At 66.5% G+C, this 14,220-nt stretch carries 15 protein-coding genes; 11 read left to right on the forward strand and 4 right to left on the reverse strand.

Annotation, left to right across the window (positions count from 1 at the left end):
• Positions 1-3: 3 nt before the first annotated feature.
• The 3 genes from AC1DYD_RS00090 to AC1DYD_RS00100 are packed head-to-tail and all read left to right on the forward strand — an operon-like array spanning position 4 to position 3,930.
• Positions 4-2,211 (forward strand): ABC transporter permease, encoded by a 2,208-nt coding sequence (locus tag AC1DYD_RS00090; RefSeq protein WP_478170710.1) that lies wholly within the window; start codon positions 4-6, stop codon positions 2,209-2,211.
• A 13-nt stretch (positions 2,212-2,224) separates the two neighbouring features.
• Positions 2,225-3,271 carry an ABC transporter ATP-binding protein gene (locus AC1DYD_RS00095; protein ID WP_478170711.1) on the forward strand — a complete coding sequence of 349 codons (1,047 nt, stop codon included), beginning with the start codon at positions 2,225-2,227 and terminating at the stop codon, positions 3,269-3,271.
• Positions 3,268-3,930, forward strand: a complete 663-nt coding sequence (locus AC1DYD_RS00100; protein ID WP_478170712.1) for an HAD family hydrolase — start codon at positions 3,268-3,270, stop codon at positions 3,928-3,930. The genes AC1DYD_RS00095 and AC1DYD_RS00100 overlap by 4 nt, the downstream gene beginning before the upstream one ends.
• Here the strand turns inward: AC1DYD_RS00100 and AC1DYD_RS00105 are convergent.
• Positions 3,876-4,544: a lipocalin family protein gene (locus AC1DYD_RS00105; RefSeq protein WP_478170713.1), complete on the reverse strand. Its 669-nt coding sequence runs from the start codon at positions 4,542-4,544 to the stop codon at positions 3,876-3,878. The two genes, AC1DYD_RS00100 and AC1DYD_RS00105, sit on opposite strands and share 55 nt — an antisense overlap.
• Before the next feature lie 113 nt (positions 4,545-4,657).
• Between AC1DYD_RS00105 and tal the strand changes: the two genes are divergently transcribed.
• The 3 genes from tal to AC1DYD_RS00120 all read left to right on the forward strand — a co-directional run bounded on the left by tal (position 4,658) and on the right by AC1DYD_RS00120 (position 7,590).
• Positions 4,658-5,605, forward strand: coding sequence for a transaldolase (gene tal / locus AC1DYD_RS00110; protein WP_478170714.1), 948 nt, complete (start codon positions 4,658-4,660; stop codon positions 5,603-5,605).
• Between the two features lie 2 nt (positions 5,606-5,607).
• Positions 5,608-7,161, forward strand: a complete 1,554-nt coding sequence (gene pgi / locus AC1DYD_RS00115; protein WP_478170715.1) for a glucose-6-phosphate isomerase — start codon at positions 5,608-5,610, stop codon at positions 7,159-7,161.
• 78 nt (positions 7,162-7,239) lie between these two features.
• Positions 7,240-7,590, forward strand: coding sequence for a DUF805 domain-containing protein (locus tag AC1DYD_RS00120; protein WP_478170716.1), 351 nt, complete (start codon positions 7,240-7,242; stop codon positions 7,588-7,590).
• Between the two features lie 4 nt (positions 7,591-7,594).
• Here AC1DYD_RS00120 and msrA read toward each other — a convergent pair whose 3' ends face one another.
• The 3 genes from msrA to groES all read right to left on the reverse strand — a co-directional run bounded on the left by msrA (position 7,595) and on the right by groES (position 10,467).
• Complete coding sequence (gene msrA, locus AC1DYD_RS00125; protein WP_478170717.1) at positions 7,595-8,332, reverse strand: peptide-methionine (S)-S-oxide reductase MsrA; 738 nt, start codon at positions 8,330-8,332, stop codon at positions 7,595-7,597.
• A 143-nt stretch (positions 8,333-8,475) separates the two neighbouring features.
• Positions 8,476-10,128, reverse strand: a complete 1,653-nt coding sequence (gene groL, locus AC1DYD_RS00130) for a chaperonin GroEL (protein WP_478170718.1) — start codon at positions 10,126-10,128, stop codon at positions 8,476-8,478.
• Between the two features lie 48 nt (positions 10,129-10,176).
• Positions 10,177-10,467, reverse strand: a complete 291-nt coding sequence (groES, locus tag AC1DYD_RS00135) for a co-chaperone GroES (protein ID WP_286536348.1) — start codon at positions 10,465-10,467, stop codon at positions 10,177-10,179.
• A gap of 360 nt (positions 10,468-10,827) precedes the next feature.
• On the opposite strand from groES, the gene AC1DYD_RS00140 reads away from it, so the two are divergent.
• From AC1DYD_RS00140 to AC1DYD_RS00160, 5 genes are read left to right on the forward strand one after another with little or no spacing between them, the layout of a single operon-like run.
• On the forward strand, positions 10,828-11,286 hold the full coding sequence (locus AC1DYD_RS00140) for a type IV pilin protein (RefSeq protein WP_478170719.1): 459 nt from the start codon (positions 10,828-10,830) through the stop codon (positions 11,284-11,286).
• 4 nt (positions 11,287-11,290) lie between these two features.
• Positions 11,291-11,833 (forward strand): GspH/FimT family pseudopilin, encoded by a 543-nt coding sequence (locus tag AC1DYD_RS00145; RefSeq protein ID WP_478170720.1) that lies wholly within the window; start codon positions 11,291-11,293, stop codon positions 11,831-11,833.
• A gap of 35 nt (positions 11,834-11,868) precedes the next feature.
• A complete protein-coding gene (locus AC1DYD_RS00150; RefSeq protein WP_478170721.1) occupies positions 11,869-12,483 on the forward strand; it encodes a prepilin-type N-terminal cleavage/methylation domain-containing protein in 615 nt (204 codons plus the stop codon).
• Positions 12,484-12,491: 8 nt separating this feature from the next.
• A complete protein-coding gene (locus AC1DYD_RS00155; RefSeq protein WP_478170722.1) occupies positions 12,492-13,571 on the forward strand; it encodes a PilW family protein in 1,080 nt (359 codons plus the stop codon).
• Positions 13,572-13,615: 44 nt separating this feature from the next.
• Complete coding sequence (locus AC1DYD_RS00160) at positions 13,616-14,200, forward strand: PilX N-terminal domain-containing pilus assembly protein (RefSeq protein ID WP_478170723.1); 585 nt, start codon at positions 13,616-13,618, stop codon at positions 14,198-14,200.
• Positions 14,201-14,220 lie beyond the last annotated feature (20 nt).

A 14,220-nucleotide genomic window follows, 5' to 3' on the forward strand; every position in this document is an offset into this window, starting at 1 on the left:
AGCATGCGACGGCGCCCCAACGCTCCGGTCTGGACCTCCATCGCGGCCGGTTCGCTGGCCTACCTGCTGCTGCCCTGGTATGCGATCCAGGACACCAGCTGGTGGGAGGCGATGCCGCAGGTCTTCGGCGCCGCCGAGGGCGCCAACGGTGTCATGCAGGCGCTGCTGCAGGGCCGCAGCTGGCTCTGGATCGGCGTCATTGGCCTGGCGATCTGCGCGCTCGGCGGCCTGCTGCCGGCCGGCCGCGCCCAGGGCCGGCTGCTGCTGGTGGGCGGCGCCGTCGGCGCCATCGGCCTGGCGCTCAGCGGCTTCCTGATCGGCGCCCGCGGCTGGAGCCTCCCGATTCTCAACGCGCAGCTCGGGGAGCTGCCGGTCAACCAGTTCGGCATCGGCGCCGGCGGCTTCGTCGCGCTGTCGGCGTTGATCCTGCTCGCGGCCTACGGGCTGGCGCGGCTCGGCTTCTTCAAGGGCGACCTCTTCGTTTCCGGTGCGGTCATCGGTTGCGGCGTGCTGATGGCGCTGTTCATCGCCTATCCGGTGAGCAAGGCGCTGGCCGGGGCCTTCCTCGACGAGAACGGACGCGCTTCCTTCTCGGCCTTCGCGGCGCGCATCGGCACCGAACGGGTCTGGGGCCTGGGCTGCCTGGCCGGCGGCGTGCGCTGCGGCGTGGCCTGGAACACGCTGGTGCTGGCGCTGTTGACGGCGGCCGGTACCACCTTCCTCGGCACGCTGATGGCGCTGATGGCCGAGCGCGGCGGCCGGCGCTGGCAGGCGCCGCTGCGCGTGCTGGCGCTGCTGCCGATCATCACGCCGCCTTTCGTGGTCGGGCTTGGCCTGATCCTGCTGTTCGGCCGTGCCGGCGTGGTCAACCAACTGCTCGAGAGCGCCTTCGGCATCGAGCCGACGCGCTGGTTCTACGGCATGCCCGGCGTGCTGGTGGCGCAGCTCTTCGCCTTCACGCCGATCGCCTTCATGATCATGCGCGGCGTGGTGCAGGGCGTCTCGCCCAGCCTCGAGGAAGCGGCGCAGATGCTGCGCGCCGATCGCCGCCGCACCTTCTTCACGGTGACCTTGCCGCTGATCAAGCCCGGGCTCGCGAATGCCTTCCTGGTCGGCTTCATCGAAAGCATCGCGGACTTCGGCAACCCGGTGGTGGTGGGCGGCCAGTTCTCGGTGCTGTCGACCGACATCTTCTTCGCCATCGTCGGCGCCCAGTACGACCAGGGCCGCGCCGCCTCGCTGGCCTGGGTGCTGACGATCTTCGCGCTCGGCGTGTTCGCGCTGCAGCGCGCGGTGCTCGGCAGGCAGAACTACACCACCGTCAGCGGCAAGGGCGATGCCGGCATCGCGATGGCGCTGCCCGACGGCGTGCGCCGCACCATCTACTGCATCGCGCTGCCATGGATCGCCTTCACCGTGGTCGTGTACCTGTTCGCCTTCGCGGGCGGCTTCGTCCAGACCTGGGGCCGCGACTACAGCTTCACGCTCAACCATTTCAAGACCGCGTTCGCGCTCGAATGGGGGCAGTTCGGTCTGGTGTGGGCGGGCACGGCCTGGAACTCGCTGATCACCACGCTCAAGCTGGCCGGCCTCTCGGCACCGCTGACGGCCGGCCTCGGCCTGCTGATCGCCTGGCTGCTGGCGCGCAACGAATTCAAGGGGCAGGGCGCCTTCGAGTTCGCGGCGCTGCTGGCCTTCGCGATCCCCGGCACGGTGCTGGGCGTGAGCTACATCCTGGCTTTCAACGTGCCGCCGCTGGAGCTCACCGGCACCGGGCTCATCATCGTGCTGTGCTTCATGTTCAGGAACCTTCCGGTCGGCGTGCGCGCCGGCACGGCCGCCTTCAAGCAGCTCGACCGTTCGCTCGACGAGGCCTCGCTGATGTTGCGGGCCTCGACCTCGCAGACGCTGTTCAAGGTGGTGCTGCCCTTGCTGAAGCCGGCGCTGGTGGCGGCGCTGGTCTACAGTTTCGTGCGGGCGATGACCACGGTCAGCGCGGTGATCTTCCTGGTCACGGCCGAGAACGAACTGGCGACCACCTACATCATCGGCCGGGTCGGCAACGGCGACTACGGCATCGCGCTGGCCTACTGCACCGTGCTGATGATCCTGATGTCGGCCGCGATCGCCGCGGTGCAGTGGCTGGTCGGCGAGCGCAAGCTGGGACGCCGCCAGCAGGGCGTGCCGAGCATCGCGGTCGCCGCACATTGAACACGGAGCACCCATGAGCCAAGGCATCGAACTGCGCAACGTCACCAAGCGCTACGGCAGCGACGCGCGCGCGCCGCTGGCGGTCAAGGGCATCAGCTTCGAGGTGCCGGTCGGCACGCTGACCACCATCCTCGGTCCCTCGGGCTGCGGCAAGACGACGACGTTGCGGATGATCGCCGGGCTCGAATCCCCAACCTCGGGCGCGATCCTCATGGGTGGGCGCGACGTCACCACGCTGGGGCCGGCCGAGCGCAACGTCAGCATGATGTTCCAGAGCTACGCGCTGTTCCCGCACATGAACGTGATCGAGAACGTCGGCTACGGCCTGCGCATGAGCGGGGTGCGCAAGCCCGAGGCCGCGGCGCGCGCCCGCGAGGCGCTCCGGGGCGTCGGACTGGTCGACTTCGACGACCGGCTGCCGAGCGAACTGTCGGGCGGCCAGCAGCAGCGCGTCGCGCTGGCCCGGGCCCTGGTGCTCGAACCCGCCGTGCTGCTGTTCGACGAGCCGCTGTCCAACCTCGACGCCCGCCTGCGCCGCGAGATGCGCGAGGAGATCCGCAGCCTGCAGCAGCGGCTGCAGCTCACCGTCGCCTACGTCACGCACGACCAGAGCGAGGCCCTTGCGGTCAGCGACCAGATCATCGTCATGGACCACGGCGTGATCGCGCAGCAGGGCACGCCCGAGGAGCTTTATGGCCACCCGCGCAGCGAGTTCGTGGCGGGCTTCATGGGCGAGGCGATGGTGTTCCCGGCCCTCGCCCAGCCCGACGGCCGCGTCGAGCTGGGTCCGCTGACGCTGACGCCGCGCTACGACGTGGCGCCCGGCTTCGTCAAGGTTGCAGTACGGCCCGAGGCCTGGCTGATCGGCGCCGCCATAGGCCTGCCGGCGACGCTGCGCAAGGCCGCCTACCTGGGCAGTTTTTACGAATATGCTTTCGACACCGCGCTGGGCCCGGTGTTCGTGGTGTCGAGCGACCTCGCGCGGCCGCTGGCCGCCGGTGCCCAGACCACCCTGTCCCTCGCCAGCCATGGCGTTTCCGTCGTACCCCTTGCCGCATGAATGTCGTTTTCGACCTCGGAGCCGTGCTCCTGACCTGGGAGCCCGTCGCCCTCGTTCAAAACCAGCTGGCGCCGCATGCGCCCACGGCCGAGGCGGCGCACGCGCTGGCGCGCCAGATGTTCCATCACGAGGACTGGCTGGGCTTCGACCGCGGCACCCACAGCCTCGACGACGCCATCGGCCGCATGGCGCTGCGCCTGTCGTTGCCGGCCGACCGGCTCAGCGAGGTGCTGGCACCGATGGGGGAGCGGCTGGAGCCGATCCCGGTCACCGTGGAATTGCTGGCGGGCCTGCGGGCGCGCCGCGACGCGGGGGAAGACTTGCGGCTCTACTACCTGTCGAACATGCCGTCGCCCTACGCGCGGGTGCTCGAGTACCGGCACCCCTTCTTCCAGTGGTTCGACGGCGGCATCTTCTCGGGCGACGTGCAGATCATCAAGCCGCAGCGCGCAATCTATGAACTGCTGGCGACGACCTACCGGCTCGCGGCCTCGGAGACGGTCTTCATCGACGACTCCCTGGCCAATGTGCTGGCCGCGCGCGAACTCGGGTGGCAGGCGATCCACTGCGAGCGGCCGAGCGCGTTGCCGGCGCAGCTCGCGCGCTACCTGCCGGTGAGCTCGACCTTGTCGACATCGAAGCCCAGCGTCCGGGCGTAGTCGAGTTCGCCCTGGAGCAGGTTGGCGTCGAGCCGCGGCGCACGGGAGAGCACCCACAGGGACTGGCGGCTCGGCGTGCCGACCAGCGCCACCTGGTAGTCGCGGTCGAGCTTGAGGATCCAGTAATCGCCCCAGACCAGCGGCAGCCAGCCCAGCCATTCGGGCGCGAAGCGTACTTCCAGCCGACCCGCACCGGGCTGCCCGGCCACCGGCACCACGCGCGCCAATCCCACGGATTCGTCGAAACTGCCGTCCGCCAGGACGCAGCGGTTGCGCACTTCCACGGTGCCGTCGGCCAGCGGCGTGTACTCGGCGCTCACCGGTCCCGTGCATGGCTTGCGCAAGCGATTGGGCAGCCGCGCCTGCTCGTGCCAGAGGCCTGCATAGCGCTTGAGGTCGACCGGCGCCACCACCTGCAGCGGCGCGCGCATGAGCGGCGCGCCATCCGCCGGGCCGGCGACGGTCTCGGCGCGTGACGTGCGACGGCCCGAGAGGGCCAGCAGGGTGACGACGCCGCCGATGCAGAAGGCGGCTGCCAGGGCCCCGATCGAGGCGCTGTGGGCGCGGTCGTCGAAGGCGGCGGGCGGTGGTGCACGGTGGCTGCGAAAAGACATGGGAATTCTCCGGAAGGCGACCCATCGAAATCAGAAGACTAGTGCTTCCGGGCCCTGGGCCGCGTCAGCCACGGACCACACGCCATGTAGTGCAGCGGCGGGATAATGCCCGCATGAACCAACTCGATGCCCTCCGCCAACGGACCACCGTGGTCGCCGACACCGGTGATTTCCGCCAGCTCGCCCAGTTCAAGCCACAGGATGCGACCACCAATCCGTCGCTGATCCTCAAGGCGGTCCAGAAGGCCGACTACCGTCCGCTGCTGGACGAGGTGGTGAAGAAGCACCAGGGCGCGCCGATCGACGAGGTCATCGACCGCCTGCTGGTGCGCTTCGGCACCGAGATCCTGTCGATCATCCCGGGCCGGGTGTCGACCGAGGTCGACGCGCGCCTGAGCTTCGATACGCACGCCACCATCGCGCGCGCCGAGCGCATCGTCGCGCTCTATCGGGCGCAGGACATCGATGTGGGAAAACGCCTGCTGATCAAGATCGCCTCGACCTGGGAAGGGATCGAGGCCGCCCGCCAGCTCGAGCAGAAGGGCATCCATTGCAACCTGACGCTGCTGTTCTCCTTCGCCCAGGCGGTGGCTTGCGGGGCGGCCAAGGTGCAGCTGATCTCGCCTTTCGTCGGCCGCATCTACGACTGGCACAAGAAGTCGCAGGGCCCGCAATGGGACGAGGCCGCCAATGCCGGTGCCGACGATCCGGGTGTGAGGTCGGTGCACCAGATCTTCAACTACTACAAGAAGAACGGCATCGCGACCGAGGTGATGGGCGCCAGCTTCCGCAACGTCGGCCAGATCGCCGCACTGGCCGGCTGCGACTTGCTGACCATCAGCCCCGAGCTGTTGGCCGAACTGAGCGCCAGCGAGGCGCCGCTGGCGCATGCACTCGACGCCGAGGCGGCAAAGCGCCTGGAGATCCCGAAGGTTTCGCTCGACGAGGCGGCTTTCCGCTTGGCGCTGAACGAGGACGCGATGGCGACCGAGAAGCTGGCTGAAGGCATCCGCGCCTTCGCGGCCGATGCGGTCAAGCTCGAACGTTTGATGGAGACCTGACGATGAACGCCCGTTGCGATCGCACGGCCGCCTGGGGCGCGCTCCAGCTGCATTACGACACGGCCGGACTCGGCTTCGACGTGCGCGAGGCTTTTGCGAGCGACCCGGGACGCTTCGCGGCCCTGAGCCAGTCGGCGCCCTGCGTCTTTGCCGACCTGTCGAAGAACCTCGTCGAGGCGCGCACCGAGCAGCTGCTGCTGGCCGTGGCGCGTGAAGCCGGACTGGAGGCGCATCGGGACGCGATGTTCGCGGGCGTGCACATCAACGCCACCGAGGGTCGTGCGGTGCTGCATACCCTGCTGCGGCGACCGGCTTCCGCGCCGGTGACGGGCGAGCTGGCGGGCGCCTTCCGCGACGTCCATGCGACGCTCGACGCCATGCTGGCCTACGCCGAAAAAGTGCGCGCGGATTCGACCATCACCGATGTCGTCAACATCGGCATCGGCGGTTCCGACCTCGGTCCGCAGATGGCGGTGCTGGCGCTCGACCAGTTCTCGGCCCCGGGCAAGCGCTTCCACTTCGTTTCCAACGTCGACGGCCACGAGCTGGCCGGCATCCTGCGCGGGCTGGCGCCCGAGCACACGCTGTTCCTGATCGCCTCGAAGACCTTCACGACCGCCGAGACCATGGTCAACGCGCAGTCGGCCAGGCGCTGGTTCGAGCAGTCGGGCGGCGTCGATATCGCGCGTCATTTCGCCGCGCTGACCACCAACGTGGCGGCCGCGAAGGCCTTCGGCATCGACACCACCTTCGGCTTCTGGGACTGGGTCGGCGGCCGCTACTCGATGTGGTCGTCCATCGGCCTGCCGATCGCGCTGGCCATCGGCGCCGACGGCTTCCGCGGCCTGCTGGCCGGCGCGCATGCGATGGACGAGCATTTCCGCACCGCGCCGCTCGAGCAGAACCTGCCGGTGCGCCTCGGCCTGCTCGACGTCTGGTATCGCAATTTCCATCGTTTCACGACCCGCAGCATCGCGCCCTATCACAGTGCGCTCAAGCGGCTGCCGGCCTACCTGCAGCAGCTCGAGATGGAAAGCAACGGCAAGCAGGTCGACATGGCCGGCCAGCTGCTCACCTTCGGCACCTCGCCCGTGCTGTGGGGCGAGCCCGGCACCAACGGGCAGCATGCGTATTTCCAGATGCTGCACCAGGGCACCGACGTGACGCCGCTGGAGTTCATCGCGGTGCGCGATGCGGGGCACGATCTCGCGGGCCATCATCCCAAGCTGCTGGCCAATGCGCTGGCGCAGGCGCAGGCCCTCATGGTCGGCCAGCACGATGCGGGCGGGCACAAGAACTTCCCGGGCAACCGGCCGAGCACCTTCTTCGTTCTCGATCGACTGACGCCGGAATCCCTCGGCGCCTTCCTGGCGCTGTACGAGCACCGCGTCTTCACCAGCGGTGCCCTGTGGGGCATCAACAGCTTCGACCAGTGGGGCGTGGAGCTCGGCAAGGTGCTGGCCCGGGACATCGAGCCGCGGCTGGCCTCCGGCGACGTGCAGGGGCTCGACGCCTCGACCGCGGGCCTGCTGCAGCGCCTTCGCCCGGGCGCCTAGCTTTCATCAAAGTCGGCAGCCTGCTCGATATGATGACCACGGGGGTTGTCCCGTGGGAATCAGCAAGAGGAGTTGCTCATGAACTTTCAACAGGCGTTCCAGACCTGCTTTCGCAAGTACGTCGAGTTTTCCGGCCGTGCGACCCGGCCCGAATACTGGTGGTTCATCCTGGCCTATGTCATCGTGGCTTTCGTGGCGGGCTTCATCCACGAGTACCTCTACTACCTCGTGGTGCTGGCCTTCCTGCTGCCCTTGCTCTCGGTCGGCGTGCGCCGCCTGCATGACGTCGGCCGCAGCGGCTGGTTCCTGTTGCTCGGGCTGGTCCCGGTGATCGGCACCCTGGTGCTGCTCTATTTCATGGTGCAGCCGAGCCAGCCGGAATCGAATGCCTACGGACCGCCGGCCGGGCCGGTCCCGGCCGGCGTCTGATCCCTCAGCCGCCTGCGCCCACCAGCACCGCCTTGGCGCGGTAGCTGGCCGGAAACACCTTCTTCAGGTTGTCGACCTTCGGCAGGTCGTTGATCGCGATGTAGGGGTGGTCGGGATTGCGGGTCATGAAATCCTGGTGGTACGCCTCGGCCGGATAGAAGGCCTTGAGCGGCTCGATGGTGGTCGCGATCGGCTTGCCGAAGACGCGGGCGCGGTCGAGCTGCGCGATGTAGTTCCTGGCGATGCGTGCCTGCTCGGGGTTGGCCGCAAAAATGGTCGAGCGGTACTGGCTGCCGACGTCCGGTCCCTGGCGGTTCAGCTCGGTCGGGTCGTGGGCGACCGAGAAATAGATCTGGAGCAGCCGCGCGTAGCTGATCTGCTTCGGGTCGTAGCTGATGCGCACCGATTCGGCATGGCCGGTGCGGCCGGAGCTGGTGGCTTCGTAGTTGGCCGTTGCGGCCTCGCCGCCGGCATAGCCCGAGACGGCGCTGGTCACGCCCTTGACGTGCTGGAACACACCCTGAACGCCCCAGAAGCAGCCGCCGGCGATGACTGCGGTCTCGGTCGTGGCGGCGGCCCCTGCGGCCGGGTCGTCGGCCGGCGCCGGGACGACGGTGGCGCGCTCGGCCGCCCAGGCGGACGCGCCGGGGCGCAGCGCGAGTCCTCCGGCGCCGAGCGCGAGTGCGCACAGCAGGGCGCGGCGTGCCGGCACCGGGGGTGCGACGAGGGTCTTGGAGTTCATGCCGGTGGGTCCTTCGCTGCGTTTTCGGGTCGAAGCCCCGGTTGTACGCCGATCCGCCCCGGTGCTCCGACAGGACGAAAAAAAGCCCCGCGGCTCGCACCGCGGGGCTCTTGGCTTGGCTGTGGCAGCCGGGCCGGGGGGAATTACATCCCCATGCCGCCCATGCCACCCATGCCGCCCATGTCGGGCATGCCGCCGCCGGCGCCGGCTTCGTCCTTCGGTGCGTCAGCGACCATGGCTTCGGTCGTCAGCAGCAGCGAGGACACCGAAGCGGCGTTCTGCAGGGCGGTGCGGGTCACCTTGGTCGGGTCCAGGATACCCAGCTCGAGCATGTCGCCGTAGCTGTCGTTCTGGGCATTGAAGCCGTAGTTGCCCTTGCCGGCCAACACGGCGTTCACCACCACCGAGGCTTCGCCGCCGGCGTTGTTGACGATCTCGCGCAGGGGCGCTTCGATGGCCTTGAGCACCAGCTTGATGCCGGCATCCTGGTCGGCGTTGTCACCCTTGAGGGTGTCGCCCACGGCTTGCTTGGCGCGCAGCAGGGCCACGCCACCACCGGCAACCACGCCTTCTTCCACTGCAGCGCGGGTGGCGTGCAGGGCGTCTTCGACGCGCGCCTTCTTTTCCTTCATTTCGACTTCGGTGGCAGCGCCGACCTTGATCACTGCAACGCCGCCGGCCAGCTTGGCCACGCGCTCTTGCAGCTTTTCGCGGTCGTAGTCGGAAGTGGCTTCCTCGATCTGCACGCGGACTTGCTTGACGCGGGCTTCGATGTCGCCAGGGGCGCCCGAACCGTCGATGATGATGGTGTTTTCCTTGCCCACTTCGATGCGCTTGGCTTGGCCGAGGTCGGCCAAGGTCACCTTCTCGAGGGTCAGGCCCACTTCTTCGGCGATGACCTTGCCGCCCGTCAGGATGGCGATGTCTTCGAGCATGGCCTTGCGGCGGTCGCCGAAGCCAGGTGCCTTGACGGCCACGACCTTCAGAATGCCGCGGATCGTGTTCACGACCAGCGTTGCCAGGGCTTCGCCTTCGACTTCTTCGGCAACGATCAGCAGCGGACGGCCGGCCTTGGCCACTTGCTCCAGCGTCGGCAGCAGGTCGCGGATGTTGCTGATCTTCTTGTCGAACAGCAGCACGAACGGGTTCTCCAGGATCGCGCTTTGCTTTTCGGGGTTGTTGATGAAGTAGGGCGACAGGTAGCCGCGGTCGAACTGCATGCCTTCGACGACGTCGAGTTCGCTGTCGAGCGACTTGCCGTCTTCGACGGTGATCACGCCTTCCTTGCCGACCTTGTCCATCGCGTCAGCGATGAGCTTGCCGATGGTTTCGTCGCTGTTGGCCGAGATCGAGCCGACTTGCGCGATTTCCTTCGAGGTGGTCGTGGCCTTCGAAGCCTTCTTGAGCTCGGCGACCAGGGCGGTGACCGCCTTGTCGATGCCGCGCTTCAGGTCCATCGGGTTCATGCCGGCAGCCACCAGCTTGAAACCTTCGCGAACGATGGCTTGTGCCAGCACGGTCGCGGTGGTGGTGCCGTCGCCGGCGTTGTCCGAGGTCTTGGAAGCCACTTCCTTCACGAGCTGGGCGCCCATGTTCTGCAGCTTGTCCTTGAGTTCGATTTCCTTGGCCACGGACACACCGTCCTTGGTCACGGTCGGGGCGCCGAACGAGCGCTCGAGCACCACGTTGCGGCCCTTGGGGCCGAGGGTCACTTTGACTGCGTTGGCGAGGATGTTGACACCCTCGACCATGCGCGCGCGGGCTTCACCGCCGAAGACTACGTCTTTTGCTGCCATGAGATTTCTCCGAGATTCAGTTGGATAGGGGGATGAAGGGGCGAGAAATTACTTCTCGACCACTGCGAAGAGGTCGTCTTCCTTCATGACCAGGAGTTCGTCGCCATCGACCTTGACGGTCTGGCCGCTGTACTTGCCGAACAGGACGCGGTCGCCGACCTTGATGTTCATCGAGATCAGGTCGCCCTTGTCGTTCTTCTTGCCAGGACCGACGGCCAGGACTTCGCCCTGATCGGGCTTTTCGGCGGCGTTGTCGGGGATCACGATGCCCGAGGCGGTCTTGGTTTCGCTTTCAATGCGCTTGACGATCACGCGATCGTGCAAAGGACGAAGTTTCATTGCATCTCCTGATAAGAAACGGGGTTTGGTTCGGGTGCCGGCAAGGTTGCCGGCGCCCCATCATCGGAAGCCAGTGTTGTTAGCACTCAGCTTTGACGAGTGCTAATCATAAGGGTGTTTTGGGCAGTTTCAAGGCCGAAGGGGCCGGCGCCAGATGTGGATGAAGGCGAACCGCCTGTCGGGTCAAACGGGCCTTCTGTCACTTTTCCCACGAAACGGCCGCGTCGGCAAAGCCTGACTTCAGGTGAATGTGATAATTTCACATCCACTTGTACTTTGTGACATCTTGAAATGATTTCCTGCGGCGTGCCTCTGATCGGATCCAAGGGTCGAGGGGCGCGCCATGGAGGATACAGCCCGATGGTTCAGTCTCTGGAAAAGATGCCGATGACGACGACGGCAAGCTCGAAGGTCCCCTGGGGCGGGCGGGCGCGCGGCTTCACGCTGATGGAACTGATGATCACCGTTGCGATCGTGGCGATTCTGGCGGCGATCGCCTACCCGTCCTATGCGTCGTACATCCGCAAGGGGAAGCGGGCGACCGCGCAGGCGGCCTTGATGGATCTGGCCAGCAAGGAACAAAGCTACCTCCTCGACCGGCGTGTGTACACCACCGTGCTGGCGGACACCGGTTTCGCGACGCCGGCCGAAATCCAGGCGGCCTACACGATCTCGGTCGCTTGCACTCCGGCCGACTGCTCGGGCTTCACGGCAACGGCCGCGCCGGCAGGGAGCCAGGCAGTGTCGGGCGAGCAGACGATGACGCTCGACAACACCGGCGTCAAGGCGCCGGACGCCTCGGGCTACTGGGGCAAGTGACGCGATGGCAACCCCGGCGGCATTGACCCAGGTTCGGCGCGCAACGCGGCGCGCTCGCCAGGGCGGCTTCACGGCCATCGAGTTGATGGTCACCTTGGCCGTCGTCGCCGTCCTGGCGGCGCTGGCCGCGCCCTCGTTCCAGCAGCTGATCGCCACGCAGCGCATCAAGTCCGTCGCCTCGGCGCTGAATGAATCGCTTTGGGTCGCTCGCAGCGAGGCACTCAAGCGCAATGACAAGGTGGCGTTCAACTTCACGAATTCGGGGGACGACACCGTTGTCGGGGACTGGAAGATCACCCAAAGCAGCGACGGAACGGGTACCGCGCTCCTTCAACAGACGGGCTCCCCCTCCGTGGTATCCACCACCTCGACGTGCCCATCCCCCTCGACGAGCGGCAACTTGCTGTTCGTTTTCAACTCCTCCGGCCGGCTGACCTCCGGCGGTTCGTCCTCGATCAAGCTCAGCGTCCCGTCTGCCAAGGTCAATCGTTGGGTCTGCATTTCTGCCAGTGGCCGGGCCGTCACCCAATCGACATCATGTTGCTAGCTGACCTTCATCGATTCCGTACCCGAGCGACCGGCATGCGCGGCTTCACGCTGATCGAAGTGCTGGTGACCATCGCCGTGATGCTGCTGGGCATTCTGGGCGTGATCGGCATGCAAGCCAGGTCGACCGTCATGGAATTCGAGTCCTACCAGCGTGGCGAGGCGCTTTCGCTGGTCCGTGAAATGCAGGGCCGTCTGACCGATTCGCGAGCCATCGTCGACGGCTATCTCAATGATGCCGTCAGTTCCACCCACGGCGGCGTTTACGTGGGTTCGGGCGCGAATGCCAAGGACTTCAGCACCGGTTCCGTCTGCGTCGCGGGAGCGGGCGTTCCGCTGGCGGAGGCAGAGTTCGAAATGTGTCAGTGGGGGCTGGCGCTGCAGGGCGCCGCGGCCCTGGAGGGCAGCTCGAAGGTCGGCGCCATGATCGGCGCCCGCGGCTGCCTGATCCGGGTCGTGCCGGCGGAGGGCAACGCACTGGCCGACATCTACGTCACGGTCGTGTGGCAAGGCAAATCGCCGAGTGCCGAACCCGACCCCGATTCTCCGGCGGGTCAGAACTTCTGCGCCAACGATGTGAATTTCGGCGACCGGCTGCGGCGTGGCGTCACGGTCCGCGTGCTGGTGCCGAACCTGACCAAGTCATCTTGAGGACCGACATGTACCGCCGAGCCCTTGCGTCGACCTCAGAAGCCCGTTGCCGTCACCAGCGAGGGCTCACGCTCATCGAGTTGATGATTGCGCTCGTCATCGGTCTGCTGATCGTCGCCGCGGTGAGTGTCCTTTTCGCTGGCAGCAGCCGGTCCCGAAGCGAGGTCGAACGGAGTGCGGAGGTGATTGAGAACGGGCGCTATGCCCTCGACGTTCTGAGCCGCGAGTTGTCGCAGACGGGGTTCTACGGATCGCTGGTCAAGCCGACGGCGGCCGTCACTCCGATCATCACGCCTGCCGAGGCAGCGACAGCGATGTGCCTGACCGGGGTCGCGAACCTTGGCAAATGGCAAGACTCGTTGACTTACTACGTCCTGGGGCTTGGCAGCGCGGCAGGGGCGAATACAGACGCCGATCCGTCTTGCATTGCACGCAAAGCCGGTACCGATGCGTTGTTCATTCAGCGAGCGAGCACCTGCGCCGTCGGCGACCCGGGTTGCCCGCTCGAGTCGAACGCAGATGCCTATTTGCAGGTGTCCGAGTGCGGCAGCGAATACAGCGCGACGCCGATCAAGCTCTTGCAGGGCGGTTCGTCAGACTTCACGCTTCAAACCAAGACCTGTGTTGCCGGCACGCCGGCACCGAAGCGCAAACTCGTTCGCCGTATCTACTACGTCAGCGCGGCGAACGAGTTGAGCTATCGAGATATTCCGCTCATCCTCCCGCCCAGCGGCAATCTCCCTGATCCTGTGGTGTTGGTCGAGAACATCGAGCAGATGCAAATCGAGTACGCGTTCGACACCAGCACCCCTGCAGATGGAACACCCGACGTGTTCGCGGCTGCGCCCAACCCCAACGTGCCGCCTGCTCTGCCGCCTTATACGGACTGGACACAAGTCATCGGCGTACGAATTTGGCTGCTGGCCCGCTCCAGCGATTCGAGCCAGAACACCCAGAATGCCGCGAGTTTCGTGCTCGGCGCGGACACCAGCGTCAGCGTTGCCGCAAACGCCGCGGGCAACCCGAAGCGGCGCGTCTACAGCACCTATATCTCGTTCGTCACCCCCAAGGCGCGCCGCGAATCATGAAGATGAAAAATGTCTGCCGAGCCCACCGCGCCCAGTCCGGCGCCGTGCTGATGATCGGCATGGTGATGCTGCTGATGATCAGCCTCGTCGCGGTCAGCGTGATTCGGCTGTCCACGCGCCATACCCAGATTGTCAGCAATGAGCAGGTGCGAACCGAGGCGGTTGCAGCAGCCAATTACGCGCTCGACACGGTGTTGAATCAGCCCTACACCACCTGGGATCCGTACAAGGCCGCAGGCACGACCACCACCGTCAATCTCGGCACGAGCAAGGCAGACGACACCACCGCCGACAGCACCGCGGCTTCGACGAAGGTCACGATCAAGAACCTCGAGTGCAAACGTGCCCGCGTGATCAAGAATTCGGAACTGCTCCAGAAAAATTCGGCCGGTATCTACTACGTGACCGCGACGGACACCTCCTGCTTCGGAGGCCCCCCCTCCACCGGCCTGACGATCGTCGATCCGTCGAAGGTCGGTTCACCCTCCGACGATTCGCTTTGCGCGACCGTGTTGTACGACATGCAGGCGCAAGCCAACGATCCGAAGCTGCTGAACGCCGCGCCGGTGGTCCAGCAGGGCGTCGAGGTTCGCACGGACATCACGGCGCTCTCCGGCAGCTGCTCCTGATCGCGATATAGCCAGAAAAA

It is taken from the genome of Variovorax sp. P4_B11 (genome assembly GCF_056402355.1).